At 37.1% G+C, this 25663-nt stretch carries 28 protein-coding genes and 1 pseudogene; 12 read left to right on the top strand and 17 right to left on the bottom strand.

Annotation, left to right across the window (positions count from 1 at the left end; all coding sequences use genetic code 11):
* Positions 1-53: 53 nt before the first annotated feature.
* Positions 54-236 (top strand): hypothetical protein, encoded by a 183-nt coding sequence (locus ACINWC743_RS21185; RefSeq protein WP_035301542.1) that lies wholly within the window; start codon positions 54-56, stop codon positions 234-236.
* A 206-nt stretch (positions 237-442) separates the two neighbouring features.
* On the opposite strand, the gene ACINWC743_RS21180 is transcribed toward ACINWC743_RS21185, so the two are convergent.
* From ACINWC743_RS21180 to ACINWC743_RS21160, 5 genes are all read right to left on the bottom strand, one after another.
* Positions 443-976 carry a DUF2058 domain-containing protein gene (locus ACINWC743_RS21180; RefSeq protein WP_009586922.1) on the bottom strand — a complete coding sequence of 178 codons (534 nt, stop codon included), beginning with the start codon at positions 974-976 and terminating at the stop codon, positions 443-445.
* Between the two features lie 15 nt (positions 977-991).
* Positions 992-1666 carry a YoaK family protein gene (locus tag ACINWC743_RS21175; RefSeq protein ID WP_005031699.1) on the bottom strand — a complete coding sequence of 225 codons (675 nt, stop codon included), beginning with the start codon at positions 1664-1666 and terminating at the stop codon, positions 992-994.
* A gap of 31 nt (positions 1667-1697) precedes the next feature.
* Positions 1698-2894: a serine/threonine transporter SstT gene (gene sstT / locus ACINWC743_RS21170; protein WP_005031697.1), complete on the bottom strand. Its 1197-nt coding sequence runs from the start codon at positions 2892-2894 to the stop codon at positions 1698-1700.
* 169 nt (positions 2895-3063) lie between these two features.
* On the bottom strand, positions 3064-4791 hold the full coding sequence (locus tag ACINWC743_RS21165; protein WP_035301541.1) for a SulP family inorganic anion transporter: 1728 nt from the start codon (positions 4789-4791) through the stop codon (positions 3064-3066).
* A 118-nt stretch (positions 4792-4909) separates the two neighbouring features.
* On the bottom strand, positions 4910-5221 hold the full coding sequence (locus ACINWC743_RS21160; protein WP_004830638.1) for an ArsR/SmtB family transcription factor: 312 nt from the start codon (positions 5219-5221) through the stop codon (positions 4910-4912).
* Between the two features lie 232 nt (positions 5222-5453).
* On the opposite strand from ACINWC743_RS21160, the gene ACINWC743_RS21155 reads away from it, so the two are divergent.
* The 7 genes from ACINWC743_RS21155 to ACINWC743_RS21125 all read left to right on the top strand — a co-directional run bounded on the left by ACINWC743_RS21155 (position 5454) and on the right by ACINWC743_RS21125 (position 12358).
* On the top strand, positions 5454-5711 hold the full coding sequence (locus ACINWC743_RS21155; protein ID WP_009586913.1) for a hypothetical protein: 258 nt from the start codon (positions 5454-5456) through the stop codon (positions 5709-5711).
* A gap of 7 nt (positions 5712-5718) precedes the next feature.
* Positions 5719-6471, top strand: a complete 753-nt coding sequence (locus ACINWC743_RS21150) for a zeta toxin (RefSeq protein ID WP_009586943.1) — start codon at positions 5719-5721, stop codon at positions 6469-6471.
* Positions 6472-6673: 202 nt separating this feature from the next.
* Positions 6674-7090, top strand: coding sequence for a YeeE/YedE family protein (locus ACINWC743_RS21145; protein ID WP_035301549.1), 417 nt, complete (start codon positions 6674-6676; stop codon positions 7088-7090).
* A 2-nt stretch (positions 7091-7092) separates the two neighbouring features.
* Complete coding sequence (locus ACINWC743_RS21140; RefSeq protein WP_005031691.1) at positions 7093-7503, top strand: DUF6691 family protein; 411 nt, start codon at positions 7093-7095, stop codon at positions 7501-7503.
* A gap of 6 nt (positions 7504-7509) precedes the next feature.
* On the top strand, positions 7510-8376 hold the full coding sequence (locus ACINWC743_RS21135; protein ID WP_009586875.1) for an MBL fold metallo-hydrolase: 867 nt from the start codon (positions 7510-7512) through the stop codon (positions 8374-8376).
* A 326-nt stretch (positions 8377-8702) separates the two neighbouring features.
* A complete protein-coding gene (locus ACINWC743_RS21130) occupies positions 8703-10844 on the top strand; it encodes an EAL and GGDEF domain-containing protein (RefSeq protein ID WP_009586918.1) in 2142 nt (713 codons plus the stop codon).
* 458 nt (positions 10845-11302) lie between these two features.
* Positions 11303-12358: a 3-deoxy-7-phosphoheptulonate synthase gene (locus ACINWC743_RS21125; protein WP_009586901.1), complete on the top strand. Its 1056-nt coding sequence runs from the start codon at positions 11303-11305 to the stop codon at positions 12356-12358.
* Positions 12359-12439: 81 nt separating this feature from the next.
* Here the strand turns inward: ACINWC743_RS21125 and gcvH are convergent, their stop codons facing one another.
* The 8 genes and pseudogenes from gcvH to ACINWC743_RS21085 form a co-directional block, all read right to left on the bottom strand.
* Complete coding sequence (gene gcvH / locus ACINWC743_RS21120; protein ID WP_009586899.1) at positions 12440-12814, bottom strand: glycine cleavage system protein GcvH; 375 nt, start codon at positions 12812-12814, stop codon at positions 12440-12442.
* A 117-nt stretch (positions 12815-12931) separates the two neighbouring features.
* Positions 12932-13963: an AraC family transcriptional regulator gene (locus ACINWC743_RS21115; RefSeq protein WP_004830660.1), complete on the bottom strand. Its 1032-nt coding sequence runs from the start codon at positions 13961-13963 to the stop codon at positions 12932-12934.
* A 93-nt stretch (positions 13964-14056) separates the two neighbouring features.
* A complete protein-coding gene (locus ACINWC743_RS21110; RefSeq protein WP_004830661.1) occupies positions 14057-14506 on the bottom strand; it encodes a MaoC family dehydratase in 450 nt (149 codons plus the stop codon).
* A gap of 234 nt (positions 14507-14740) precedes the next feature.
* A pseudogene (locus ACINWC743_RS21105) lies at positions 14741-15238 on the bottom strand (GNAT family N-acetyltransferase).
* 116 nt (positions 15239-15354) lie between these two features.
* The gene (locus ACINWC743_RS21100) at positions 15355-16554 is read right to left on the bottom strand and encodes an acyl-CoA dehydrogenase family protein (RefSeq protein ID WP_009586924.1); all 1200 of its coding nucleotides are present in this window, start codon (positions 16552-16554) and stop codon (positions 15355-15357) included.
* 24 nt (positions 16555-16578) lie between these two features.
* Entirely contained in the window at positions 16579-17865 is a 1287-nt protein-coding gene (locus ACINWC743_RS21095) for an acyl-CoA dehydrogenase family protein (RefSeq protein WP_171064923.1), read from the bottom strand.
* Positions 17866-18112: 247 nt separating this feature from the next.
* Entirely contained in the window at positions 18113-19486 is a 1374-nt protein-coding gene (locus tag ACINWC743_RS21090) for an ABC1 kinase family protein (protein ID WP_004830666.1), read from the bottom strand.
* A 146-nt stretch (positions 19487-19632) separates the two neighbouring features.
* Entirely contained in the window at positions 19633-19938 is a 306-nt protein-coding gene (locus tag ACINWC743_RS21085) for a hypothetical protein (protein WP_035301538.1), read from the bottom strand.
* A gap of 211 nt (positions 19939-20149) precedes the next feature.
* Between ACINWC743_RS21085 and ACINWC743_RS21080 the strand changes: the two genes are divergently transcribed.
* The 3 genes from ACINWC743_RS21080 (at position 20150) to aroC (ending at position 22765) form a co-directional block, all read left to right on the top strand.
* Positions 20150-20533, top strand: coding sequence for a lysozyme inhibitor LprI family protein (locus ACINWC743_RS21080; RefSeq protein WP_009586862.1), 384 nt, complete (start codon positions 20150-20152; stop codon positions 20531-20533).
* Positions 20534-20647: 114 nt separating this feature from the next.
* Positions 20648-21658: a 50S ribosomal protein L3 N(5)-glutamine methyltransferase gene (gene prmB, locus ACINWC743_RS21075; protein ID WP_009586904.1), complete on the top strand. Its 1011-nt coding sequence runs from the start codon at positions 20648-20650 to the stop codon at positions 21656-21658.
* Positions 21659-21670: 12 nt separating this feature from the next.
* On the top strand, positions 21671-22765 hold the full coding sequence (gene aroC, locus ACINWC743_RS21070) for a chorismate synthase (protein ID WP_009586917.1): 1095 nt from the start codon (positions 21671-21673) through the stop codon (positions 22763-22765).
* Positions 22766-22908: 143 nt separating this feature from the next.
* On the opposite strand, the gene ACINWC743_RS21065 is transcribed toward aroC, so the two are convergent.
* Positions 22909-23382: a hypothetical protein gene (locus tag ACINWC743_RS21065; RefSeq protein ID WP_005031671.1), complete on the bottom strand. Its 474-nt coding sequence runs from the start codon at positions 23380-23382 to the stop codon at positions 22909-22911.
* Between the two features lie 130 nt (positions 23383-23512).
* Positions 23513-23992 carry a CinA family protein gene (locus ACINWC743_RS21060; protein WP_009586884.1) on the bottom strand — a complete coding sequence of 160 codons (480 nt, stop codon included), beginning with the start codon at positions 23990-23992 and terminating at the stop codon, positions 23513-23515.
* Positions 23993-24379: 387 nt separating this feature from the next.
* Here ACINWC743_RS21060 and ACINWC743_RS21055 point away from each other — a divergent pair, with 387 nt between their 5' ends.
* On the top strand, positions 24380-24613 hold the full coding sequence (locus ACINWC743_RS21055; RefSeq protein WP_004830673.1) for a hypothetical protein: 234 nt from the start codon (positions 24380-24382) through the stop codon (positions 24611-24613).
* Positions 24614-24678: 65 nt separating this feature from the next.
* Here the strand turns inward: ACINWC743_RS21055 and ACINWC743_RS21050 are convergent, their stop codons facing one another.
* Both ACINWC743_RS21050 and ACINWC743_RS21045 read right to left on the bottom strand, forming a co-directional pair.
* A complete protein-coding gene (locus ACINWC743_RS21050) occupies positions 24679-25122 on the bottom strand; it encodes a universal stress protein (protein WP_004830674.1) in 444 nt (147 codons plus the stop codon).
* A 33-nt stretch (positions 25123-25155) separates the two neighbouring features.
* Positions 25156-25617 carry a universal stress protein gene (locus ACINWC743_RS21045; protein ID WP_004830675.1) on the bottom strand — a complete coding sequence of 154 codons (462 nt, stop codon included), beginning with the start codon at positions 25615-25617 and terminating at the stop codon, positions 25156-25158.
* Positions 25618-25663: the final 46 nt, after the last annotated feature.

Below are 25663 nucleotides of genomic sequence, written 5' to 3'. Positions count from 1 at the left end.
CCTAAAGCTGCTACTTTTGTCGCGCAGGAAGAGTTAGACTGCCCACACAAATAATGGTTGATTTTATTCGTGGTTATAAGGCTCAGTATTGTGTGGAGCAATTTAGCTGGATTTGGCAAGTCAGCTACGGACATTATGATATTGCAAAAGTTGTGCAGCAGTTTAAGCAAGAAGTATATTCAACAGCGCTAAATAGTATTGCGCACTTATATATTTATTTGATTTTGCAAAAGTAAATCAAAGTTGAATTCTTATTTTTCTGTCTAACTCAAAAAGTGCGTTGTAACTTATGATCGCGATTTCAGGCAAAATATCTTTATATTGCACTGGTGTGTTTATATCGATTGGTGATTGTGCCTAAGAAATGCATTTTAGAACACAATCCATTTTGTAAGTAAAGACAGATATTTTTAATCTGTACTGGTTCAGATCTGACCCAAAATTACCACATTAAATCATCTGGAATGACGTAAGCTGCATAAGGATCTTCTTCATCTGTGACCTGTTCATTCTTTTCAGAATTATTGACAATAATAAAGCCAGTCATTTTCTCATTGATACGATCTGCTAAAGCTTTAGGTAATATGGCATAAGCATCATGATCATGTGCAATCACTAAGCTACCTGCAACCAGAGCATTGTAGACTTGTTGATTAAGATAAATTTTCTTAATTGAACCATCAATAAACTGATAGGTAACATCACCATCTGTATCTTTGATTTTATGTTGCTTGATCATTTGGATGATTGATGCTTTCAATGCTTTTTCATCTAAAATTCTTTGTTTTTCTTGATTCAGTGCCTGGTCTTTAGAGATTTTTTCTTGTTTGTCTTGTTCAATTTTTGCTTTGAGTTCAGCCTCATTACTTTGACCAGTACGCTGTTCATGTTGTGCTTGCTTAGAAAGCTTCTTTGCTTTTTTATTATCAACTAAGCCAGCTTTGAGTAATTGCGCTTGTAATGCGTTTTTAACCATAATAATAACCAACGATTAACTGTGTTTCGAGCCATGCCGAAAATAAATAAACCAATACACTAAGCTTAATACTAAACTTAATCCAGCAGGGATAAGGAATGCATTCAATTGTAAATAAGGATGGACAATACTGGCAATGATTCCACCCAGAATAAATCCAAAAAGAATCAATAAATGCAAAGTTATGCGGCGTTTTTCAACCACAAGCCCTCTGAAAAAATAGCCTAATGCTAATCCTAAATCTGTTAATACACCTGAAAGATGCGTGGTACGAATAATTGTACCTTTGTAATGGCTCACCATGGCATTTTGTATACCCATGGCGGCACTTGCCCAAAGTAAGGCGTATTGCGGATGATAGGGAATAAATACCCAACACAAAAAAATAAAAATACTGACTAGACTCAGCGGTATGCCGTATCTACGACCAAGTTGAAAATGACTATTACCTAAAATATAGCCACTATAGCTTGAACCCAGCACATAACTGATGATAATCAGCAGCAGATACACAACATGACTATATTGTTGATGTACCAGTGCTTGAGCAAATAAACTGGCATTACCCGTCATATGAGAGATCGATTGGTGTAGAACCGTGATTAAGCCCAATACATTAATTATGCCTGCATTGACTGCAAGCATAAAAGCACCAAGCTGAATCCAGGCTGGTAAATATTGAAGAGGCATAATTCCTTCTTTTCTTCATACCTTCGGCAAATTACCTTTTTGAGAGGTCAATTGCTGCTGTAAATATAACGTCAGTAGATGAATTTAATGCAGTTTCTGTTGAATCTTGCAATACACTGATGACCATCCCAATAGCCACCACTTGCATCGCGATTTCTGAAGGAATCCCAAACAAACCGCATGCAATTGGAATCAGTAGCAAAGAACCACTGGCAACACCTGAAGCACCACATGCAGATAAAACAGATACAATACATAAGATAACCATGGTGACAATATCAACATGAATATTAAGGGTATGTACTGCTGCTAGAGAGAGTACCGTAATCGTTACTGCTGCGCCAGCCATGTTGATTGTCGCACCTAAAGGAATCGCAACGTTGGCAGTGGTATCATTTACACCCAAACGCTTCGCCAAATCAAGATTGACTGGAATATTGGCAGCAGAACTACGCGTAAAGAATGCAGTAATTCCACTTTCTCTTAAGCATTTGAGTACCAAAGGGTATGGGTTTTTACGCATCACAATACCCACGATCAATGGATTGATCACTAACGCAACAAACAACATTGTTCCCACAAGGACTGCAATCAAATGTGCATAGTTTTTTAGCGTTTCCAAACCAGCTTGTGCAAAAGTAGCGACCACTAAACCAAAAATACCGACTGGCGCAAATGAAATCACAATACGAATAATACTGTTAACTGCATCTGCTACATCTGTAATCACTTGTTTTGTGGTTTCCGAACCATGACGAAGTGCAGCACCTAGACCAACAGCCCAAGCCAGAATACCAATAAAATTGGCTTCATGTAGTGCTGTGATTGGGTTGGTAATAAAACTCAGCAGTAAATTTTTTAATACTTCAGCCACACTTCCTGGTGGTTGTAAAGCTGCTTCACTGGCATGCGTGAAAATGAGTGTACTTGGGAATAAGGTACTAATTATTATTGCGCTGATCGCAGCCAATAACATTCCGATGGCATATAAAATCAGAATAGGTCTTAAATTGCTTGCACCGCCACCCACTTTAAAATTAGCAATTGAAGCGAGAACCAATACAAATACCAGAATCGGTGCAATAGATTTTAATGCTTTAATAAAAAGCTCGCCTAAAATATTGAAATATCCGGCTGAATTTGGAAATAAATACGCAACTAAAAAACCAAGAATGATGGCAATAAGAATACGTGTAACTAAACTTAAACGTGCTAGGGCAGCAAACATATTGAACCTTTTTGCCTAAACTGGTCTAAAATCAATGAACAAGCCGGCTATTCTATACCTAAACGCGAAAACTTAAATACCACATTTTCACCATAAAAATTAAGATATTAAAAAATATATAGCTTTTTCAGCAATCATATTAAAAATTGTTGACAAATTAAATGATTTTTTATCTGAAAGTTTGAGCATCTAAGGCATGCATTGCTTGGTAATGCGTCAAATAGACTGTCCCACTCAGTTCATTGATTAAATTCGACTGTTTTAAACGATCCATAACTGGACCTTTAATCTCAGTAAAATGCATCTGAATTTTTAAATTCTTTAATTCATTATTGATTTCTTCCAGTGTTTCTAAAGCACTTGCATCAATATTGCTGATACTTGAACAATTAATCACAACATGATGCAGTTCAGGATGTTGACTGACTTCAAAAATCACAAATTCTTTTAAAGTATTAGCATTTAAAAAAGTTAAATTCTCATCTATACGGATTGAGACAATATTGGTACTGGTCAGCACTTCATGGCGGGAAATATTACGAAAGTGTTGAGTACCTTCAACTAGACCAATCACAGCGATATGTGGGCGACTGATTCGCCACAATAACAAAATAAATGTCGAAATAATGCCGATGATTAGACCTGTAGAAATGTCGATACACAACACGCCAAAAAAGGTCACCCACATTGCAAGACCATCTGCTTTTGAATAGCGCCAAGTTTCAATAAACGGCTTAAAATCGACTAACTTCCAAATTGAAACCATAATGGTTGCTGCAAGAATTGCCAGAGGCAACTCTTTAAATAATCCTGTAAGATATAAACTGACAATAACAATAAAAATAGATGATAAAACTCCAGCCATCGGTGTTTTTGCACCAGCATCTGCATTGACTACAGTACGGGATAAGCTACCCTTCACAGGAAATGCCGAGGTAACACCAGCACTAAAATTGGCAAGACCTAAGGCTATAAGCTCTTGATTGCTATTTAATTCACTACGTTGTTGAAAGGCAGTTGTCTGAGCTATGGATATAGATTCTACAAAACTGACCATTGTAATCATGGCTGCACCAGGCAGAAGCTGAATCACTAAATCCCAGTTCCAGTAAGGCATGGCAAACGGTGGAAATCCTGAAGGAATTTCACCGACAGTTTTAATTCCATATTGATCTATATGTAAAAAATGAATCAATGCAATTGAAATAAACACCAATATAAGAGGGAGTGCCTTGATCCAAAATTGCACAGAAGTTGAAAAGGTATGGCAGATTTTTGACTTCAAAAGGTTTGGCATATAGAGCAAAAACAGTGTTGCAGCGATACCAAAAACTAAAGTTTCAATACTTGTAAATCGAAGATATTGCCAAGCACTTTGGATAAACTCAACGATATTTCCTGATTTTAGTGGAATATCCAACATAAACTTCACTTGGCTAAGTGCAATCAACACAGCAGAGGCGATAATAAAACTTTTAATTACAGGATGGCTGATTAAACGAATTAAAAAACCAAACCTAAAAATGCCAAGTAATGTCGAAAGTATGCCAACTAAAATTGCCAATAAGCATGCGGCTTGAATATAAACAGGTGATCCAACCTCATACAAAGGTTCAAGCGTTGCAAAGGTCATCATCGAAATCAGTGCAACAGGACCAATGGACAAAGTTGGGCTTCCGCCAACGATGGCATAGATGATCATCGGTAAAATACTGGCATATAACCCCGTGACTGGAGGCAAGCCTGCAACCATTGCATATGCCATTCCTTGTGGAACCAGCATGGCAATAACGATTAAAGCGGCGAGTAAATCGGCTCGAAATTTAGGAACAGTATAGTCTTGTAACCATTGCCAAGCAGGAAGCATTTTACTAAATTGCAATCTAGGAGTAGCCATTGAATTTTCAATATCACATTTTCATATATATTATGCAGAAAAAATGCTAAGAAAAATAGCGACAATAAGTGCTTAAGAGATAAGTTTCTGTTTTTATTTTTAAAATTATAGAAAAAGTTTAAATTTTAGGACAGTAAAGGTCATACAGCATTTTTAAAACAGTGGTGAGTTTGTCATCTTTAATCGAATAATAAATCTGTTTTCCATCTCTACGTGTCGCAACCACATCACTTTTACGTAACATCATTAATTGTTGTGAGAGTGTTGGTTGATTAATTTGAGTGTGTTCTTCAATTTGTGAAACATTCAACTCTTGTTGAGCCAAATGACACAAAATGAGTAAACGATCAGTATTAGCCAAAGATTTTAGGATTGTAACAACTGATGAGGCAGAGTCACGCATAACATCAATTTTAAGATCATTGGGCATAAAACGGTTCCATCATGGTTTGGCTTAGTATAACTGTGTCCAAGCATGTCGCATGGGTTCGAATATATGTTTTTTCGTGAATTTCTAAATCAATTTTATAAATATATACATGTTGATATTTATACAATATTTAGCGGTATTTTGACATGTATGAAAGATGTTGAATAAATAGACAAAAATACGTCTTATGTTATGATAACGAAAACAACGCAAACAGACTGGGGATTTTTCCATGAGTCAATTTACAGTCATGAAAACTTCATTACGGGAAGAAGCAACAATTCCAATGCTTGCTATTGATGCATTTCATGATGCATTTAGGCAGGCGAGTTTGTCTGATGCGGGTGTCACCTACGTTAAAGATCGACAACTTGTTCAACAATTGCATGGTGAAGTCACCGTTATTCAAGATTTATCTACAGCATATATATTACCTAAATTAAAACGTAGTGTTTTAAAGCGTAAAAAGAAACAAGAGGTCTTGGCATAATTTTTACATGCGACCACCACGAATAAGAATGTTTGCTGGTCCGAATGGATCAGGTAAAAGTACCATCAAAGACTATTTGGCTCCGAATCAAATTGGAGCGTATTTAAATGCAGATGAACTGGAAAAACAGTTGCTTGCTACTCAGCAACTCTGTTTAAGTGATTACCATGCAGCTTTATCAGCTCCTGCCTTATTGACGTTTTTAAAACAAAATAAACGTAAAAGAAATGAAAGATTAGTACCTCTATTATTCACTCAACCTAAAATCATACATGATCAAGTGATTGTTTTTGAATTAGATGAAATAGATTCATATCTTTGTGCGCGCATCATTGATTTTATTCGAATGGCGTTTTTAAAGCTCAAAATAAGCTTTACATTTGAAACAGTGATGTCACATGCCAGTAAAGTCGAATTCTTAGGTGAAGCAAAACGTCAAGGGTTCAAAACATATTTATATTATGTTGCGACAGTAGATCCAAAAATAAATATTGCACGGGTGAAGTATCGTGTTTATGCCGGTGGACATGATGTTCCAGAACACAAGATCTATGAACGATACTATCGCAGTTTAGATTTATTGATGCCTGCTATTGAGGTTTCTGATCGCGCATATATTTTTGATAATTCAAGTGATGGTGAAAAAGCTTCTTTTATTGCTGAAATTGAGAATGCCGAAGTATTAAAATTAAATCCAGCTGTCCATTATTTTCCCAAATGGTTTGTTGATAAAGTATTGAATGAATTTAATGAAGAATGATTCTGTATTCAATTTTTCATTCAAAGGTCTGTCAATGTATCAGCGAGTTATGAGTTGGTCTAGTCAAACTCATAGCGCTTAATTTTGAAAAATTATATTATTCATGGGTTTGCAGAAAATTTTATATCGATATACAACAATGATATTGAATAAATTATTAAAACATATATTATAAAAATATATATTGTTTGGATTTAAAATGATGCATGACTTTATCCTTGCTTTCATTGGTGGCACTTTACTTGGGCTGGCTGTTGTCGGCTATTTATTGGTGAATGGTCGTATTGCGGGTATTAGTGGTTTAGTTGCACAAGTATTAGATCCTAAAACCCTGTTAAAAACGCCTGCATTATGGTTTTTATTAGGTTTGTTGATTACGCCATTTTTTTATAATTCTATGGTTCATCCACAAATTGAAATGATGACTACAGATCCAATTTTATTGATCATTGCAGGTCTTTTGGTTGGATTTGGTACGCGACTGGGTTCAGGCTGTACCAGTGGACACGGTATTTGTGGGATTAGTCGCTTATCTAAACGCTCATTCGTTGCAACCTGTACTTTTATGCTGGCAGGATTCATGACTGTTTATGTGATGCGTCATGTGTTGGGAGAATGAACATGAAAAATATATTTGCTTTTGTTTTTGGTGGTTTATTTGCAATTGGTCTCATGCTTTCAGGCATGTCCAATCCTGCAAAAGTGATTGGTTTTTTAGATATATTTGGTCATTGGGACCCAAGTTTGGCTTTTGTCATGATCGGCGCGATCATGGTCGCATTTTTACCATTTCAGAAGGTGAAACGTCAGCCAGTCACTTTATTTAATGAAAAAATTGACTTACCGATCAATACGAAAATCGATACAAAGTTGATCCTCGGCGCTGTGCTTTTTGGAATAGGATGGGGAATCGCAGGTATATGTCCAGCTCCTGCATTTACTTTGATCGGCGCAGGTGTTTATCCCGCACTGTACTTTATTATCGCAATGTTGGCTGGTGTCCTTATTCACCGTAAGGTTGTAGGAGTGTAGTTGGTGATGAATCCGATTGTTCAAGATTTTTTTGATGAAAATAGCAATACGTTCAGTTATGTTGTGACTGATCCAATAAGCAAATGTTGTGCAATTATTGACAGTGTATTGGATTATGATGCAGCATCAGCGACCACCAGCACCACGCATGCAGATCAAATCATTGAATATATTCAACAACATCAACTTTGTGTTGAGTGGATTTTGGAAACACATGTACATGCTGATCATTTAACGGCTTCACAATACTTAAAGCAAAAGCTTGGTGGACGAATTGCAATGAGTGAAAAGATTGCTATCGTACAGGATACTTTTAGCCAAATTTATCATCTGGATATAAAGGCATTAAACTCTCATCAGTCATTTGACTATTTATTTAAAGATCATGAAGTTTTTAAAATAGGTCAATTAGAGGCTTATAATATTCCGACACCTGGTCATACTCCTGCATGTTTAACCTATGTGATCGGAGATGCGGCATTTGTTGGTGATACATTGTTTATGCCAGATTATGGTACTGCTCGTTGTGACTTTCCAAAAGGTAGTGCGGCACAACTTTATGATTCTGTCATGCAGATTTTTAAATTAGCTGATGATACTCGCATTTTTTTATGCCATGACTATCTTTCTGAGTCGCGTACAGACTATGCTTGCCAAACGGATCTTAAAACTCAACGCCAAGAAAATATTCATATCCATAGCGGTGTCACAAAACTGGCATTTATTCATATGCGTGAACAGCGTGATGCTAGCTTATCCATGCCTAAATTGATTCTTCCTGCGATCCAAATCAATATGGATGCAGGGAAATTTCCTGAAGCTGAAAGTAACGGGGTTCGATACTTGAAGTTGCCGCTAAATTATTTTAAATAATAAAAAAGTGATTTTAAACAATAGTCAATTGTCCCAAATATTATCCGACAAACTTCAATTGATTATTGTGAATAAACATGTCAGTGTTAATCTGATGAAGATAAATTGGAAAAATAGTAGACAATAATTTAAACATAGATTTTATTGATAAATTTGTCTATAATTTTGCACTATTTTATTATAAATGTGACTTGATTCAATTTATTTTCTGATAAATGAAAGGGTTAACATTTCTGTTAATGATTGCAAAATAAACATGTGGCTAAAATATATCATCTAGAAAAAGAGTTTATATTGAATTTGCACTGATATTATAGGATTAATCTATGGCTGGCGCATATTTACCTTATGATCGAAATATAAATCAGGTGGGTTCGTCTCGGAATTCTATAAAGCCGCAGTGTGTGCAAATTTCAAATGAAGTTAAGTTTGCCTTAGACCAAGTTCCACATTTAATTTGGATGACTAAATTTGGAGAAGGCTATTGTAATACCGCTTTAAAACAATATTTCGGATTTGATCATAATGACATTGACGCTTATCAATGGATGGAGTTTTTACATCCTGAAGATAGAGCGCTGATGCAAAACATTTGGATGAAAGCACACAAAACAGGTCAGCGTTTTGAACAAGAATGCCGTATTCGACGCCATGATGGTGTATATCAATGGTTTTTGTTGAACGCACAAAGTGCGTTATATCAAAAGAAATATTTTGATTGGACAATCACATGTAGCAATATTCATGAGCACCTTTCAAAATTACAGGAAACTCAACAATTATTAAAAGCCAATACTGACATGCTAGATGCGAGTGTTGACTGTATCAAAATCATTAGCCCAGATGGTTATGTTTCACACATGAATAAATCGGGCAGCCTCGCACTACTCGGACAAGAAAAAGTCACAAGTTTTGGTATGGAATGGTTGGGATTGTTGCCCCCTGAAGTGCGTGAGCAAGGTAAAAAAGCAATCAAAGAAGCGGCTAAAGGAAAAAATGCCCGATTTGCTGGAAAGAGTATTTTAAATAATGTCACCATGTATTGGGACAATATATTGACGCCTATTGTCAATGCACAAGGGCAAACGACCAGTATTTTGTGTGTATCAAGAGATATTACTAAACAACGCATTGCTGAAGAAAAGCTACGATTAAACAGTGAATTTGATGAAATGACGAGTTTGATGAACCGTCGTGTATTCAAAAAAAGGCTAAAATCTTCGATCAGCAAAGCTCGAGATTCCCGTGGCAAAATTGGATTATTGTTACTTGACCTCGATCATTTTAAGCACATTAATGATACTTTAGGGCATTCAGCAGGGGATCATTTACTCAAAGTTTTATCGAAACGACTAGCCAATTGTCTTGATGAACATGCCTATATTGCGAGACTAGGTGGGGATGAGTTTGCTGTGGTGGTTGAAAATGTAGAAAGCAATCAGCAAATTGAAACAGTCTCAAAAAAATTATTAAAACAATTAGAAGCGCCAATTACTTATACTGGTAAGTTATTAAACGGAGGTATGAGTATTGGTGGAGCAATTTACCCTGATGATGCTAAAGATGGATCTGGTCTTTTAAAATGTGCCGATACAGCATTGAATGACTTAAAAGAGCGTGGACGTGGTGGTGTGCGTATGTTTGGGGCTGATATGTTGGAGACTGCACAACGTAAAGCTAAACAATTACATACTGCACGATACATGATACGAAGTAATCAGGTTGAGGCATTTTACCAGCCTAAAGTAAAACTGGATGATTGTTCAATTATTGGCTTTGAAGCATTATTGCGGTGGCGAGATGTAGAAGGAGAGGTCTATTTCCCCTCTACCGTAGCAGAGGCGTTTAATGATTTTGAATTGGCCACCAAAATCAGTGAAATTATGCATGATCGTATTTTTACCGATATGTCGCATTGGATGAACCTGGATTTAAAGGTTGTTCCGATTTCGATTAATGCATCACCTGTAGAGTTTATGCGAGATAATTATGCCGAAACTTTATTAAAACGACTGACAAACTATGCTATTCCGGCACATTTGATTGAAATCGAAATAACGGAGCATGTACTTGCAGATCGTGGTTATGAATATGTGGTTCGGGCATTAAAAAAACTTAAACATGCAGGGGTTCGTATTGCTTTAGATGATTTTGGGACAGGGCATTCCTCAATGTCACATATCCGAGATTATCCAGTAGATAGCCTCAAGATCGACTATAATTTTGTTAACCGTATGCATGAGGAAGATTCAATCAAGGCGATCGTCGAAGGAATTGCCAAGCTTGGTCCAATTTTATCACTAGATATTGTCGCTGAAGGAATTGAAACCACACAACAATTGGACAGTTTAATCGCGATAGGGTGCAAATTCGGTCAAGGTTTCTTATTTAGCCAAGCGATCAACGCAGATCAAGTACAAAAAATGTTAGGCAAACAGATTCTCGTTTCGCCGGACATGTATCATTAAATGCATAATTAATTCAGTTTATTCAGTGCATTTATATAAAATCAAAATATTTTTAAAAATAGCTTGAAAAGTCATGGCACAGCGAGTATTGTGAATTCAAGATAGATTTTTATGAACGACATAAAGATGTTAAAGCAACCTGTAATCGCTACTTCTTATTATTTTTGGCAATTCTTTAGATAGTTGCCTGAAGTCGTTCGGGCACTGAAATGGTTGCCCATCAAAGTTAATACCTGATCGGCAACCCTGATCAGGTTTTTTTATGCCTATATATTAACCTTTTAAAATAGATTGAATTTAAAGTTTTGGAGAATGTCATGATGAAATTTAACGCTGTATATTTTAGCAACTTTTATTGGTTTTACTTTGGTCAAATGAACAATTTGATTGCCCATTTGAATAGATCCCATACGCTCAAATAAAAGTTAGGACTGAGTGAGAGTCCAAAGGAATACATTATGAATGCTCTAAATATCGCTTTACAACAAAATCAAACGATAGAAACTCAGTTAGCTTTGCCTTATGAGTTAAAAGAAAAATTCCCATTACAACATAAACTTGCTTTTCAAGTTGCTGAACAACGTCAAACAATTCAAAACATTCTCAATGGTTTAGATCATCGTTTACTTGTGATCACAGGTCCATGCTCAATTCATGATGAAAAATCTGCACTTGAATATGCAGATCGTTTAATTCAACTCCAAGAAAAAGTTTCAGATCATATTTTTTTAGTAATGCGTGCATATATTGAAAAGCCACGTACAACAGTGGGCTGGAAAGGTTTTTTATACGACCCAAATTTAGACGGGTCTGCCAATATGCAATTGGGTTTAGAGAAGTCACGCCAACTTTATTTGCAAATTATTGAAAAAGGTTTACCGATTGCCAGCGAAATTTTAAGCCCGATGGCAACAGCTTATTTTGATGATTTGTTGGCTTGGGGTGCGATTGGTGCTCGTACCAGTGAGTCACAAATTCACCGTGAAATTTCAAGTCACATGCCTTTCAGTATCGGCTTCAAAAATGGTACAGATGGTTCGATTCAAATTGCTTTAGATGCAATCCAATCTGCAAGCCATGCCCATCAATTCCTTGCCATGAGTCAAAAAGGTACACCATGTATTGTACATAGTCAGGGCAATCCTTTAGCGCATATCATCTTGCGTGGTTCTAATAAAGGAACCAATTATGATGCTGCATCGATTCAACAGATCCGCCATCAACATCAAGGAAAATTGCCTGCGCTGGTGATTGACTGTAGTCATGGTAACAGCAGTAAAGATCCTTTAAAGCAACCGTTGGTTTTACAGCAAATTATTGAAGAAAGACATTTAACTCATGTTCGTGGTGTGATGTTGGAAAGTCATTTAGTTGATGGCAATCAAAAAATTTCTTGTGATATGACCTATGGTCAATCTGTTACGGATGGCTGTTTAGGTTGGAGCAAAACTGAGCAGTTGCTTTTGGAAGTTGCTGAACAGCTTTCTGAAAAGACTTTAGCGTGTTCGGCTTAATAAGTTGTAGAACTGTACTAATTTTCGATATGAAATTAAAAAGACCAGAAAATTCTGGTCTTTTTATAAAGTGCTTAAAAATTAAAGTCCAGCTTCATATTCAGTGTTACTGAGTAACTTTTCAACATCAGCAATATTGTCTGGCTTAATCTTATAAATCCAACCTTTGCCATATGGGTCATCATTGACAAAATCTGGATCATCTTCAAGCGCGGTATTTACTTCGACCACTTCACCTGAGACAGGAGCATGAATATCAGAAGCAGTTTTCACTGATTCAACAACACCAGCCTGAGCGCCAGCAGTTACATGGCTACCTACTTCTGGAGCTTCAACATAAACAAGGTCACCCAAAGCATCTTGAGCATGGTCTGAAATACCGGTAATCACGAGATCACCCTCAATTTTTACCCATTCATGTGTTGCTGCATACTTCAAATCAGAAGGATGATTCATAATGACTCCATTAATCCATTTATTTTTGCCACGAGTTATACCGTTTTTTTAAACAAAACAAAAAGCAGAGATACTGATAAACTTATTCATATAAATCAATAATCAGTGCAAAGCATATTATAAGTACGGATCTTTACGCCAACTGCTAGGACTGCGTCCACTCCAACGTTTAAATGCACGACTAAAATTTGCTACATCACTATAGCCAAGTTCATCAGCAATTTGCTCAAGGGTATAGTCGGTACGTGAAAGTAACGAGGTAGCATGACGGTAACGAACTTCGTCTACCAATGTTGAAAAAGAAGTTCCTTCAGCTGCCAATTGCCGTTTTAAGGTACGATCGGACATATGTAGGCGATCTGCAACATTTTCGATACTGAGATAATGCTGTTCTGAATGAGTTAAAATATCACGCACACGCATTGCCAAACGGCGTCTTTCGCCTAAAGCGGAAAGTTCTGCTTCACATTGGTTAATGGCAATTTGACTGGCAATTGGGTCGGCATTGACCATCTTTAAACCCAAATAAGCTTTGTCAAAACTAGCAATTAAGTGTGGCTGTTCGAAACGCATAGTATATTGCTTTGACAGTTTTTCAATGTATTTGTCAAAACCTTCTGGCTTTGGAAAGTCAAAATCAATATCACCATGCAGGTCATTAATTCCAGTTAATGCCTTTGCCATGGTCATGATCCCAAAAGTCAAACCCATCACAATTTCAGTACGCAAAGGTTCGATTTCAATATCACATTGCAACTGTAAAGTGGCTTTTTCACCGAATGTTGAGAAGTACAATTGCAAAAAGGGCATACGCAATTGAATAAATCGGTTTGCCAGTACCAACGCATCAGTAATGTCATTGGCAGTCATGATGGCATAGCCAATAAAGCCATGAATTGAAATACGCATCTGTGTTCCGAGATGAAAGCCTAATGTGCTTTCACCTGTCAGTTTCAGCGCATGTTTAATGAGCTCATTGGCAAGAGGTGTAGGTATTCGACATTCTGGTTCTGCGAGCTGTTCACTGGTAAAGTTAAACGGTGCAAATAATGTTTCCGCACTATATCCCCAACGCGAAACGATATCTAATAATAATAGTCCATAAACACCAGGAATTCCCTGATCTTGGCGAGCTGAGACTGTTTTCATGTGCTTTCCATTGCTCTGAACATTGCTTTTACTTGTTTCATCATATTGTCATGATATGGAAAAACCCTTAAATATTGTAAGACAAATTGAGGATTAATGCGCATCAAAATTACGTTTAAATACCACGATTTTGGTGGTTGAAATAAGTAATACATCATCATTTTGGTTTTTAGCTTGTGTGATATAGGTCACAATAGCACGATCATTTTTAGTTTTAGAAGGGGTAATCGAAACAATTTCAACATCGACATGAATTCGATCGCCAACCCGTGTAGGTCTGGGCCATCGTAAGCTGGACTCTGAACCAATCAGTCCATATGCAACAGGGAAGCATTCAGTCCAGAGTCGCATGGTGACCGCCGATGTATGCCAGCCACTTGCGGCTAATCCTTTAAAAATAGGATGATCTTTGGCTTTTTCTGCATCGGTATGGAACACTTGCGGATCATACTTATGTGCAAATTCTAAAACTTCATCCAAAGTCATTTCGTATTCACGACTTTTAAAATGATCACCTACGTTTAAATCTTCCAAATACAACATTGTTTATACATTCCCTTAATTTCACAAGATACTTATAAATCATGAATTTCTAAGTATAAAAATTAAATTATCTAAACATTTTCATTGTAAATTACCGTTATGCAATTTCAATGACTGTTTTGCCAAGGATTCATTTTTTTAAGTCGCATTAAAAAATACATTTCAGTTTTTAAACGATTCTAATCTTGGCATTGTCCAATGACTTTAAAGCAATGAAAATACGACTAAAGTGAATTAAGTGCTAGGTCCAAATGTTTTAAGCATCCAAACTTCACAAGCATGACTATGACCTGTGTTGCCTTTAGGCGCGGGCAAATGCTCAAAGCCTAATTTTTCATAGAGTTTTACCGCTTGCCACAGGTTTTCAGTGGTTTCTAAATAACAGGCTTGAAAACCATGATGTTGAGCAAACTCAAAACATTGTTCAAGAATCTTTTTTGCAAATCCCAGACCACGAAGTTCGGGTAAAAAATACATTTTTTGAATTTCTAAAATAGAGGAATTTCCCTGTAATGGTGAAATACCGCCACCGCCAACGATTCGACCATTGCCATCCTCAATCACTCAGTATTGTGCATTGCCTTGTGCGTATACGTGATATAAATCATCCAGAATAGGGTCGGCAACAGCAAAGCCAGACTCAGGTGCAAGACCAAATTCTTTAGATACTTCCCGAATGACTTGTACAATCGCAGCATTATCTTGTATGTGTATAGTTCGAATTTGATACATATGAATATGAAAATAAAAAGGTAGAATTTTTATAGCAAAAATTCTACCTTTTGTGATCAGTTGATAATTTAATTGATCAAAACTATAGCAGTTGAGGTTTGATCAACCATTCGAAACTATTTCAGTTCACTGGATGATTTTCCTAATTCACGACGGGCAATAATCAACTGTTGAATTTGTTGTGTACCTTCAAAAATGTCGAGAATTTTTGAGTCACGTGCCCATTTTTCAAGCAGTTCATCTTCGTTATAGCCTACACTTGCGGCGAGTTCTACACATTTCAATGTAATTTCATTGCCAATACGTCCAGCTTTGGCTTTGGCAATTGAGGCTTCGCGCGAGTTGGGTTTTTTATTATCCGCCATCCAAGTGGCTTTAATAGTGAGTAAACGAGCAGCTTCCCATTCCGCTTCCATCCGATAAATTTGCGCTGCTAAATTAGAGCTCTGTAAATATGGAGTGGCATAGTCAGCATCAAGTTCATCTTTAAAAATTTCCTTGATTCGCTCTAAAGATGCTTTGGCACAACCTACAGCCATTGCTGCAACCAGAGGGCGAGTATTATCAAAGGTTTCCATTACCCCTGCAAAGCCTTTTGCGACATCAATTTCAGCATTGCCAAGTAAATTCGCGGCAGGTACTCGACAATCTATAAAGCTGATTGCAGCTGTATCTGATGCTTTAATTCCGAGTTTATGTTCTAAGCGTTCAACTTTCATGCCCGGTGTACCTTTAGGCACAACAAAAGATTTGATCGCAGCTCGACCCAATTTTTTATCTAATGTTGCCCAGACCACCACAGAATCTGCACGCTCACCTGAAGTTACAAAGATTTTCTCGCCATTGAGAATATAGTCGTCACCGTCTTGTGTCGCCGTGGTACGAATAGCGGCGGAGTCAGAACCACATCCCGGTTCAGTAATCGCCATTGCTGCCCATGCACCTTTAAATCGTTCTAGCTGTTCATCATTGGCAACCGCAGCAATCGCAGAGTTTCCTAAACCTTGACGTGGCATAGACAGAAGTAAACCAGTATCGCCATAGCACATTTCGATAATGCCTAAAGCGGTTGACATATTGGTCCCATTTTTATTGCTGTTGTCATGGTCACCACGTTTGTTGATTGCAGCACCAGCATTTAAGCCATCACCACCATCGTTCATACCATCGAGTAAAGAGGCAAGCATATCTAACTCTTTAGGATAGGCATGTTCAGCTTTATCATATTTACGTGAAATTGGACGTAATACATTCAGTGCGGTTTCATGTGCTTGGTCTAAAAGCATTTTGAATTTTTTTGGATTTTGTAAATTCATGAGTAATATCCTTTTTTATTCGTTTTAAGCATGTAAACCAGAATGTAAAACAGCTGTAGCACGCAGATCACGGTACCAACGTTCAGCAGGATGCTCTTTGGTAAAACCATGTCCACCTAAAATTTGTACGCCATCTGTGGCGATTTTCATCGACTTTTCAGCACAAAGTAAGCGTGCCAAATATGCTTCACGATGGAAAGGTTGCCCTGATTCTGCCAAACTTGCAGCGTTGAGGATCAGCATACGCATTGCATCAATTTCTATTGCCATATCGGCAATCATAAAAGCTACACTTTGACGATGTGAAATAGGTTCACCAAATGCAGTGCGTTCATTGGCATATTTGATACTGTATTCTTTGACTGCTTCACAAGTTCCTACAGCCAGTGCACACCACATTAAATTACCTAAATCTAAAAAGACAGGGTAGTTAAAGTCCTCATCACCCAATCGTTGTGCAGGCGTTTGATCAAACTTAAGGGTCACTGTTTCCGTCGCTTTTAGACCCATTGCCGGTGTTTTTTTCACCGTAATACTGGAGTCACGGTTGACAATAAACACATCAGGCTTACCATTAAACTCAGCACTAACCAGTAGTAGATCAGCCGTTTCACCTAACAACACCAATGTTTTTTCACCCGTTAAGCTAAACTGACCATGTTGTGATGTTGCTTTGGTTTTTAAACGCATAGGATTAAAGGCAGGGGTTGCTTCTTGTACCGCAAAAGTGGCTTGAATTTCAGTATCATTGGCAAAACTAGGTAAATAAAGCGATTGTGATTTCTCAGAACCCCATTGCGTAATTGCATTAATCACACTAAATGTTGAGAGCAATCCCGCTGCAAGAGAAAAGTCACCTTTTGCTAAGCGCTCGGCAATCAAAATATTACTGACAATATTCTTCTCAGAAGCAACTCCACCTAAGGCTTCAGGCAACGCATAGTAATTCAAACCTAAGTCGATGCTGTGCTGCCAGAGTTCTACAGGAAATTTTTCATGGTGGTCGGCTTGATGCGCCAATGGATAAAGTACTTCTGCGGCAAATTGATACATTGCATCAACAGTCATTTGCTGTTCTTCTGTCAAGCTTAGATCAAAAAGCGATTTTTGTTGGTTGGGCAGTCTTTGTTTAGACACATTTGTATCTGATTTAAAGGCTTTTTGCGTGGCACTGAGCGTTTTAAAACCTGCTTTTGATCCTTGATAAAGTGATCTTTCAATAAATTTGCGCAATTTAAATTGATCAAGTAAATCGCTGCCTGCAATTTTTGTAATTAGATTTAAGCCCAACCCCTGAGCTTTATTTACCATATTGGTCATTCCGAAATACCCTGTATTCTAGTGTTGGTATGCGATCATCCTGACATGCAAAAAAAGAAAAAACTATGTCATAGATGACAAACTGATTGACCGTAGATGAATGGTTGTTAAAGTTGATTTATCAGGTTTAATATATTGTATTTATTTAATTATTTTTAAATAAAAATACCCAACAAATGTTGGGTATTGGTAAAAGTGACATTTTTGCAAAGTCACTTTAAAGAACTTTAAGATTGACCTACAGAAACGGAGTAATCATTTTACGTACATTGGTTTTGGCTTCAATTACAGTCATAAAGGTATAGGCACCAATAAATTTACGGCTAATAAACATAAACTCTTTCGGTGGCACACTGAAATAACGTGATGCCATTGATTTGGAAGCACGCTGCATCACACGACTATGTAATTGGCTTTTTTTCCAGTCATAACGATTATGTTGATCCATCACACCAGCAGGTAGATCAGGATTATTTAGTGGTGTGCTGAATGCTTCTGTTGCCAATAAGAAAACTTTTGCCATATCGGGTTTAATACTGAGCGGCATTGCATCAAAAAACTCATAGCCAGACATTGCATTGACCATCGCTTCAGCATCATGGTGATAACCTGCTTTAATCAAATTACAGGCAACTTTAAGAAGTTGGTTATCAAACTGACGAATCGCGCCAAAATCTAACAAGATGATTTTATCTTTGATGTCTTCTCCATTACCTAAACGAACCAAATAATTACCAAAGTTCGGGTCTGTCTGCATTTCACCCCATTCAAAGAGTTCACGCACTGCAATTTCGAGTGAAGCTTCACCCAAAAGATTACGTCGTTCTTGAGGTAATGACAGCATAACAGGGCTGTTAATCGGCACACCACGTTCAAATGTCATACACAACACTTGGTTGGTACAATAATCATCGATAATTTGTGGCACGCCATAACGTGGATCTTCTTTGAGGCGTTGTGCAAAACGTCGAGTTGTTGCCGCTTCGACCTCATAATTTACTTCGCGATGCATCATTTCGCGAACTTCATCAAACCATTGATCAAATTCACGTGTTTGCGGAACCATACGCGTTAACTTGAGCATATTTTTAAATAGGCTCATGTCTGAGTCGATGGCATCCGCAACGCCTGGATATTGAATTTTTAAAACCAGTTCTAAACCATCAGATTTACGCGTTGCACGGTGAACTTGGGCAAGGGAAGCTGTGCCGATGGGTTCGTGGTCGATGGTTAAATCATTCAGTTTGGAGCCTAACTGGCTGACCAATTGTTGTTTAATTGCTGGCCAAGCAAGTGCAACGGTTTGATTGTTTAATGTATTCAGTGCTTGAGTAATTTCTTCAGGTAAAAAGTGTTCGCCATAGAGTGCCATCATTTGACCAATTTTGACGATTGAGCCTTTTAACTTGCCAATTTCCTGAACCAGATAATTGGCTTGTTCTTTCATCGCTTGTTTACGTTTTTTCTCTTTTTCTTCTTCACTTGAAAAGATTGAACTCGCACTTGAAGCTGCCCAGCGTGTACCAGCCAATAAGGATGCTTTTGCAATTGATAAACGGCGATCCATTGACGAGGTTTTTAACTGTTTGAGCTTTTCGTTCTGATCTGACATGAAGATAAAATCCTTTATAAGCGATTCGAAAAGATAAATAAGAACTAAGTGTAAGGAATATTACATGGAATGGCTGTATTTAAATAGTTCAATTCGCTGAATGGGGGAATTAAATTGATTCAACAGACCATCAGCAAAATAAATGATTACATTCTGAACTGAATTTTAATCTCATTTCGTGCAGATAAAGTTTGTCTATTGACTTCAATATGTTGGCTGATCATGTCTTTGACTTGTTGATTGGTAAACCCAAGTGCATAACCTTTGACAATAATGATACTCGGCAGACTAAAGAAAAAATATTTTACATCTTCAAGTGAAGGGGTTTCATAAACACCTTTTTCACTGAGTGTTTGTTGAAAAAATTGCTTTTCAGCTTTTACAGTTGCTGTAGATTCATCATTCCACCAAGATTGCCGCATGGCCATGAGATTGTTGTGCTTGTAACTCATAAATTAACTAAATTCAGAATAAATTTGAGGGCATTTCTATATATAAAGGCGAATCCATATAATTTCAAGCGAAGCCTTACTTGCAGTCGATTGCTTAACGATTTCAATACTGAAAATCTAGACAAACATGAGGAGATTGTATTTTATTTGAAATCTTTTAAACTGCTATTTTAAGCACTTAAATTAGAATAACTTGTTTATGGGGAATTTGATGTATTTAAAATATTGGGCATTGGGATTGGTTTTGGCGTTGCCGATTAAGGCACAGGCAATGGGTTATAGTACAGATTATATAAGTTGTATGAATGCTGCTGGTACACATTCTGCAAGCCTAGCAAATTGTATGCAAAGTGAATTTAGCAAACAAGATGATCGTTTAAAATCACTTTTTAAACAGACCCTTGATCTGTATTCGGATAAAGAAAAGAAAGCGCAAAAAAAATATCAAAAACAATGGTTAAAACAACGTAGTCAACAGTGTGATAAAGCTCAAAAATCTGTTTCAGACGATTATAAAATGAAATATTACAATTGCGCCCTGAAACAAACTGTAAACCGCGCGAATAGTCTAGAAAAACTCACTTATCGCCTGTAAATTTTGACAAAGTGGATAAATAATTGGCAAGTAAATTGTAGTAAAGGATTATAAATCTGGTTGAAAACAAGGTATCATAAGGCGTTTGAAATTATGACCTTGGAGAAACCCTAAGTGGATCGACCGACTATTAGCCCTGAACATTTACAGGAAGCTGCTGAAAACCTTTCAACAATTCGTGATTTTATTCGTTTTGGGGTTACAGCTTTACGTCAATACGATGCACATTTAGGTCAAGGTACAGAAGATTATTTTGCTGAAAGCTCTGCACTGGTCTTACAAACACTATCTCTAGAGTGGAATGCTGATGCTGAAATTTTAGATTCAAAATTGTTGCCAAGTGAAAAAGCTGAATTTCTTAATTTATTAGAACGTCGTATCAATGAAAAAATTCCGACCTCTTATTTATTAAACTTGTCTTATTTCTTTGGTAAACCTTTTTATGTCGATGAACGTGTATTGATTCCACGTTCACCGATTGCTGAATTGATTGAAAATCGTTTTGCACCCTATTGTTTGGATGAAAATGGACAGCTTCTTGAAGCTAAAAATAATTTGCCAGAAAATCCAAATCCAAAAACGCCTCAACGCATTTTAGATATGTGCACAGGTACGGGCTGTATCGCGATTGCATTGGCATATGCATTCCCAGATTCAGAGGTTGATGCCACTGATATTTCTAAAGAGGCTTTAGAAGTTGCTTCTATCAATACCGAACATCATAACAAGCAGTATCAAGTTGCATTACTTGAATCAGATTTGTTTGCAAAAATTCCTGCTGAAAATCAATATGATTTAATCGTTTCTAATCCACCGTATGTGGATGCTGAAGATATGGCTGACTTACCAGAAGAATTCCATCATGAGCCAGAATTAGCATTGGCGGCAGGTCAAGATGGTCTCGATTTAGTCCGTAAAATGCTGGCTCAAGCCGCTGACTATTTAACTGAAGATGGTTTGATTGTCATTGAGGTGGGTAATTCTGAATGGGCAATGAAACAGAATTTTAATACAATTGATTTCTATTGGTTACAGTTCCAAAAAGGTGGTTCAGGCATATTTGCGCTTACTGCTCAACAATGTCGCAATTTCCGTGATTTATTTATTCAATCGATTCAAGCATAAGGAGTTGTAAGCATGGCAGGTAATAGTATTGGACAGCTCTTCCGTGTAACGACTTGTGGTGAATCTCATGGCGTAGGATTGATGGCAATTGTGGATGGCGTACCACCCGGATTGGAATTATCTGCCGAAGATTTACAAATTGATCTGGATCGACGTAAACCGGGGACTTCCAAGTTTTCTACACAACGTAAAGAACCAGATGAAGTAGAAATCATTTCAGGTGTTTTTGAAGGTAAAACGACAGGTACGTCAATTGGCTTATTGATTCGCAATACAGATCAAAAATCCAAAGATTATGGCAATATCGCACAAACATTCCGCCCAGGACATGCAGATTATACCTATACCCAAAAGTATGGTTTCCGTGATTATCGAGGTGGTGGTCGCTCAAGCGCACGTGAAACAGCAATGCGTGTTGCAGCAGGTGCAATCGCTAAAAAATTCCTTGCTGAAAAGTTTGGTATTGTGATTCGTGGGCATGTGACGCAGATCGGCACTGAAAAAACAGAAACATTGGATTGGAATGAAGTACCTAATAATCCTTTCTTTTGTGGTGACATCAATGCAGTGCCTCGTTTTGAAGCCTTAGTGACTTCTTTAAGAGAACAAGGCACAAGTTGTGGGGCAAAACTTGAGATCCTGGCTGAAAAAGTACCTGTAGGTTGGGGTGAACCTGTATTTGATCGTTTAGATGCAGATATTGCACATGCGATGATGTCAATCAATGCAGTCAAAGGCGTAGAAATTGGTGATGGTTTTGCTGTTGCAGAACAGTTTGGTCATGAAACGCGTGATGAGTTGACCACAGATGGCTTTCTTGCCAATCATGCAGGCGGCATATTGGGTGGAATTTCTTCTGGTCAGACTATTCGTGTCGCGATTGCACTCAAACCTACTGCAAGTATTACCACTCCTGGCAAAACCATTAATTTGAATCGTGAAGATACGGATGTATTAACCAAAGGTCGCCATGATCCTTGTGTGGGGGTACGTGCAACGCCTATTGCTGAAGCAATGTTGGCAATTGTGTTGATGGATCACTTTATGCGACATCGCGCACAGAATGCGGATGTCGTTGCTCCTTTTACGCCAATTGAGCCTAAATGATTTCAATATTCGGGGGTATTTTTTAATTAAAAATACCCCTTATGATTTTGAAAAGTATGAGAAGTTGCATAAAAATGGTAACTTCTATACATAAAAAACCAGACTTGATGTCTGGTTTTTTATTCAAAGCATTGAAAATTTAATTATTTTTCAACGATCTGACCTGTATAACCTTTTAAGAATGTCAAATAAGCAGAAGACTGTTGTCCATCAGCTTTTAAAATTGAACGTTCTACATCACCTTGATTAGTGACCAGTTTAAGCGAAATTTCTTTACCGTTACGGAACGAGTTTAGGAAACTTACTGGAACATTGATTGAGTTTGAAGACACTGTACCAGCGTATTGTGTGCTATTGATGGTTGAGTATGTATAAGGTTGACCATCAACAAGGAAAACGAACTGAGTAATATCATATTTGGTTGGATTATCGATTTCTGCAGTAATCTTAAAACCATCACGGATTTCATCTTTCCAACGCATCGAAAGCTCAGGGCAAACTTCATTTGCTTCACAGATTAAAGGTCCTTTGGTCACGACTCTTTCTGGATAAGAACCAGCACAACCAGCCAAAGTTAAACATGCTAAAGAAGAAATTAAAGCAAATTGAAGTTTCATAACGCTTCCTAATAAGTTCATTCGTGTTATTGATTGTTCATAATGTATATAAAATTTACCGCTTTTTAGTAAAAAAGTGAATTAAAATATTTCAGTAAATTGTACAGCGCCTATATTTGAAGCAGTTATGTTAATCAGTTGTTAAAATATTCAAAATTTCTCTGGCAACATTGGCGGTTAATTGCTCTAAGCGAGCAATAGGTGTTGCATCGATGAAATATTGGTAACTGTATTTTCGTTGCTGATAAAGGATACTAATAAAAAATGTACCTTCCGGTTTTTCAGCCGTTGCACTACCTCCTGGTTTAAGCAAACCAGTACAACTCACCATGATATCTGCCGAAGGAAACAGTTGCATTCCATGTACAGCCATTGCTTCAGTCACTTGAGCTGATTCAGCTGTATACTGTTCGATAAGAGAAGGAGCGATTTTCAGCACAGAAACTTTAATAGACGGATCATAGCTGACTAATCCACCCAATAAAATATCAGCACCACTATGTTTATAAATTGAAAATTGACTACATAAATAGCCAGAACTGGCACTTTCAATAAAGGCGACTTTTAAACCTTTTTGTTCGAGAAGGTTACAACACTGTACTAAAGACATTGGTTCTGAACTCTTGATGAATTATATTGTATTCAATCAGTTGAATGCAGAAATAATAGCAAATTTTATCAACCGGCTGAATAGTGTACTATTGTGAGTAAAAAATAATCAGTCTGAATGTGCCTCAGTGATTTTGAAATAACACTGTCATATTTCTTTGCGATACTGTATTCAGACAAAATAAAAACAAAAGATAATTACAAAATCAGTAAAAAATATAATTAGCGTAAACGTCTGTATCTACAGCCGCCCCACTTTTAATCAGTGGGTTTTCCTTTTTATGCCATTTGGAGAATTACTATTCAATATTATCAAATTTTATCTTTCAAACAGCTAAAAAAGTGATATAAATAAAAATAAAGTGCATATGAAAAAGGAGTGTGAATAATGAAAACAACAGTTAAATATGTTGTCTTAAAGAGCAGAGAATATCAGCTTGGCACACCTCTATTTGAAGAAAGTATTGAAGCTGAAGGTGATTATTTTGATCAAATACCCGATGTAATTCATTATCAAAATCACGAATTCAAGGTCAAGTCAAAAGAGCTAAATCGAAAACAAATTTTTGATGATTTCGAAGAGTCGCAAACCATTTTAGTCAAAGTGATTGCAATCACATAATTTTCTATTCGTTTTAATTATTAAAGCCCACGATATCGTGGGCTTTAATATTGAACAAATTAAATTTATTGTTTAATGATTAATACTGGCAACTGAGTTTGTCCAAGTACGTCTTGAGCGAAGCTTCCCAATAAAAACTTTTGGAAGCCTTTTCGTCCATGTGATCCCATAACAATCAGATCAGTGTTTAAAGACTCCGCTGTCTTAATGAAGGTTTCTGCAGACACCGAATTTCTCACCACTTGAGTTTCGATTTGTGCACCTTGTTGTTCTGCCAGCTGTCTCGCTTTGCTTAAAGCTTCTTCAGCATTTTTGATTGCTTCTTGAATATATTCTTTCAGCATATCTGGAGAATAATAGAAGTCCGCTGCTGCAAATGGATCATCTGCAACAACACTGATCGCAGTAAGTTTACTGCCAAATGCTTTGGCAATAGATGCAGCATGCTTGATTGCTGAGAAAGAAATGTCTGAACCGTCAACTGGAACAAGAATATTTTGATAAGACATAATTTCACCTTTTAATTATTGAGCTTGAAAATACTAATCTTCACTGAGTGTTGATTTAATAATCAGTACAGGCAGTGGACAAATCGATAAAACTTCCTGAGCAACGCTACCTAAAAAGAATTTTTTGAAACCTGTACGCCCGTGTGATCCCATAACAATAAGATCTACATTCAATTCATCAGCAGCATTCAAAATACCGGTTGCTGGAGGAACTTCACGAACAACTTTGGTATCTACAGCACTCACGCCATGGTGCAGTAATGTTTCTTGAATATCTTTTAAACGTGCAAGCGCATTTTTCTCAGCTTCGAGTAGATATTGTGTCACTGCCGGCGCAACTTTATAGAAGTCGACTCCCTTAAATGGGTCGACAGCAATCACGCTGGTTACGGTAATTTTACAGTTAAAAGCAAGTGCAAGTTTCTCAGCATGTTCAACTGCAGCATAAGAAATAGGAGAGTCATCTACAGCAAGAAGGATATGTTGATAAGCCATTATAAGTGTCTCCTTTTTATCTGATTCTTGATTCATTGATAACACA

Origin of the sequence: Acinetobacter sp. WC-743, from assembly GCF_000335555.1 — a bacterium.
Taxonomy (GTDB): Bacteria; Pseudomonadota; Gammaproteobacteria; order Pseudomonadales; family Moraxellaceae; genus Acinetobacter; species Acinetobacter bereziniae.
Note: the sequence above shows the minus strand (reverse complement) of the source record. Positions and strands in the feature narration are given on the sequence as shown.

Coding starts and splice junctions, on each gene's coding strand:
- ACINWC743_RS21185 (WP_035301542.1), top strand. CDS start 54: ATGGTTGATTTTATTCGTGGTTATAAGGCTCAGTATTGTGTGGAGCAA.
- ACINWC743_RS21180 (WP_009586922.1), bottom strand. CDS start 976: ATGGTTAAAAACGCATTACAAGCGCAATTACTCAAAGCTGGCTTAGTT.
- ACINWC743_RS21175 (WP_005031699.1), bottom strand. CDS start 1,666: ATGCCTCTTCAATATTTACCAGCCTGGATTCAGCTTGGTGCTTTTATG.
- sstT (WP_005031697.1), bottom strand. CDS start 2,894: ATGTTTGCTGCCCTAGCACGTTTAAGTTTAGTTACACGTATTCTTATT.
- ACINWC743_RS21165 (WP_035301541.1), bottom strand. CDS start 4,791: ATGGCTACTCCTAGATTGCAATTTAGTAAAATGCTTCCTGCTTGGCAA.
- ACINWC743_RS21160 (WP_004830638.1), bottom strand. CDS start 5,221: ATGCCCAATGATCTTAAAATTGATGTTATGCGTGACTCTGCCTCATCA.
- ACINWC743_RS21155 (WP_009586913.1), top strand. CDS start 5,454: ATGAGTCAATTTACAGTCATGAAAACTTCATTACGGGAAGAAGCAACA.
- ACINWC743_RS21150 (WP_009586943.1), top strand. CDS start 5,719: ATGCGACCACCACGAATAAGAATGTTTGCTGGTCCGAATGGATCAGGT.
- ACINWC743_RS21145 (WP_035301549.1), top strand. CDS start 6,674: ATGCATGACTTTATCCTTGCTTTCATTGGTGGCACTTTACTTGGGCTG.
- ACINWC743_RS21140 (WP_005031691.1), top strand. CDS start 7,093: ATGAAAAATATATTTGCTTTTGTTTTTGGTGGTTTATTTGCAATTGGT.
- ACINWC743_RS21135 (WP_009586875.1), top strand. CDS start 7,510: ATGAATCCGATTGTTCAAGATTTTTTTGATGAAAATAGCAATACGTTC.
- ACINWC743_RS21130 (WP_009586918.1), top strand. CDS start 8,703: ATGGCTGGCGCATATTTACCTTATGATCGAAATATAAATCAGGTGGGT.
- ACINWC743_RS21125 (WP_009586901.1), top strand. CDS start 11,303: ATGAATGCTCTAAATATCGCTTTACAACAAAATCAAACGATAGAAACT.
- gcvH (WP_009586899.1), bottom strand. CDS start 12,814: ATGAATCATCCTTCTGATTTGAAGTATGCAGCAACACATGAATGGGTA.
- ACINWC743_RS21115 (WP_004830660.1), bottom strand. CDS start 13,963: ATGAAAACAGTCTCAGCTCGCCAAGATCAGGGAATTCCTGGTGTTTAT.
- ACINWC743_RS21110 (WP_004830661.1), bottom strand. CDS start 14,506: ATGTTGTATTTGGAAGATTTAAACGTAGGTGATCATTTTAAAAGTCGT.
- ACINWC743_RS21100 (WP_009586924.1), bottom strand. CDS start 16,554: ATGAATTTACAAAATCCAAAAAAATTCAAAATGCTTTTAGACCAAGCA.
- ACINWC743_RS21095 (WP_171064923.1), bottom strand. CDS start 17,865: ATGGTAAATAAAGCTCAGGGGTTGGGCTTAAATCTAATTACAAAAATT.
- ACINWC743_RS21090 (WP_004830666.1), bottom strand. CDS start 19,486: ATGTCAGATCAGAACGAAAAGCTCAAACAGTTAAAAACCTCGTCAATG.
- ACINWC743_RS21085 (WP_035301538.1), bottom strand. CDS start 19,938: ATGAGTTACAAGCACAACAATCTCATGGCCATGCGGCAATCTTGGTGG.
- ACINWC743_RS21080 (WP_009586862.1), top strand. CDS start 20,150: ATGTATTTAAAATATTGGGCATTGGGATTGGTTTTGGCGTTGCCGATT.
- aroC (WP_009586917.1), top strand. CDS start 21,671: ATGGCAGGTAATAGTATTGGACAGCTCTTCCGTGTAACGACTTGTGGT.
- ACINWC743_RS21065 (WP_005031671.1), bottom strand. CDS start 23,382: ATGAAACTTCAATTTGCTTTAATTTCTTCTTTAGCATGTTTAACTTTG.
- ACINWC743_RS21060 (WP_009586884.1), bottom strand. CDS start 23,992: ATGTCTTTAGTACAGTGTTGTAACCTTCTCGAACAAAAAGGTTTAAAA.
- ACINWC743_RS21055 (WP_004830673.1), top strand. CDS start 24,380: ATGAAAACAACAGTTAAATATGTTGTCTTAAAGAGCAGAGAATATCAG.
- ACINWC743_RS21050 (WP_004830674.1), bottom strand. CDS start 25,122: ATGTCTTATCAAAATATTCTTGTTCCAGTTGACGGTTCAGACATTTCT.
- ACINWC743_RS21045 (WP_004830675.1), bottom strand. CDS start 25,617: ATGGCTTATCAACATATCCTTCTTGCTGTAGATGACTCTCCTATTTCT.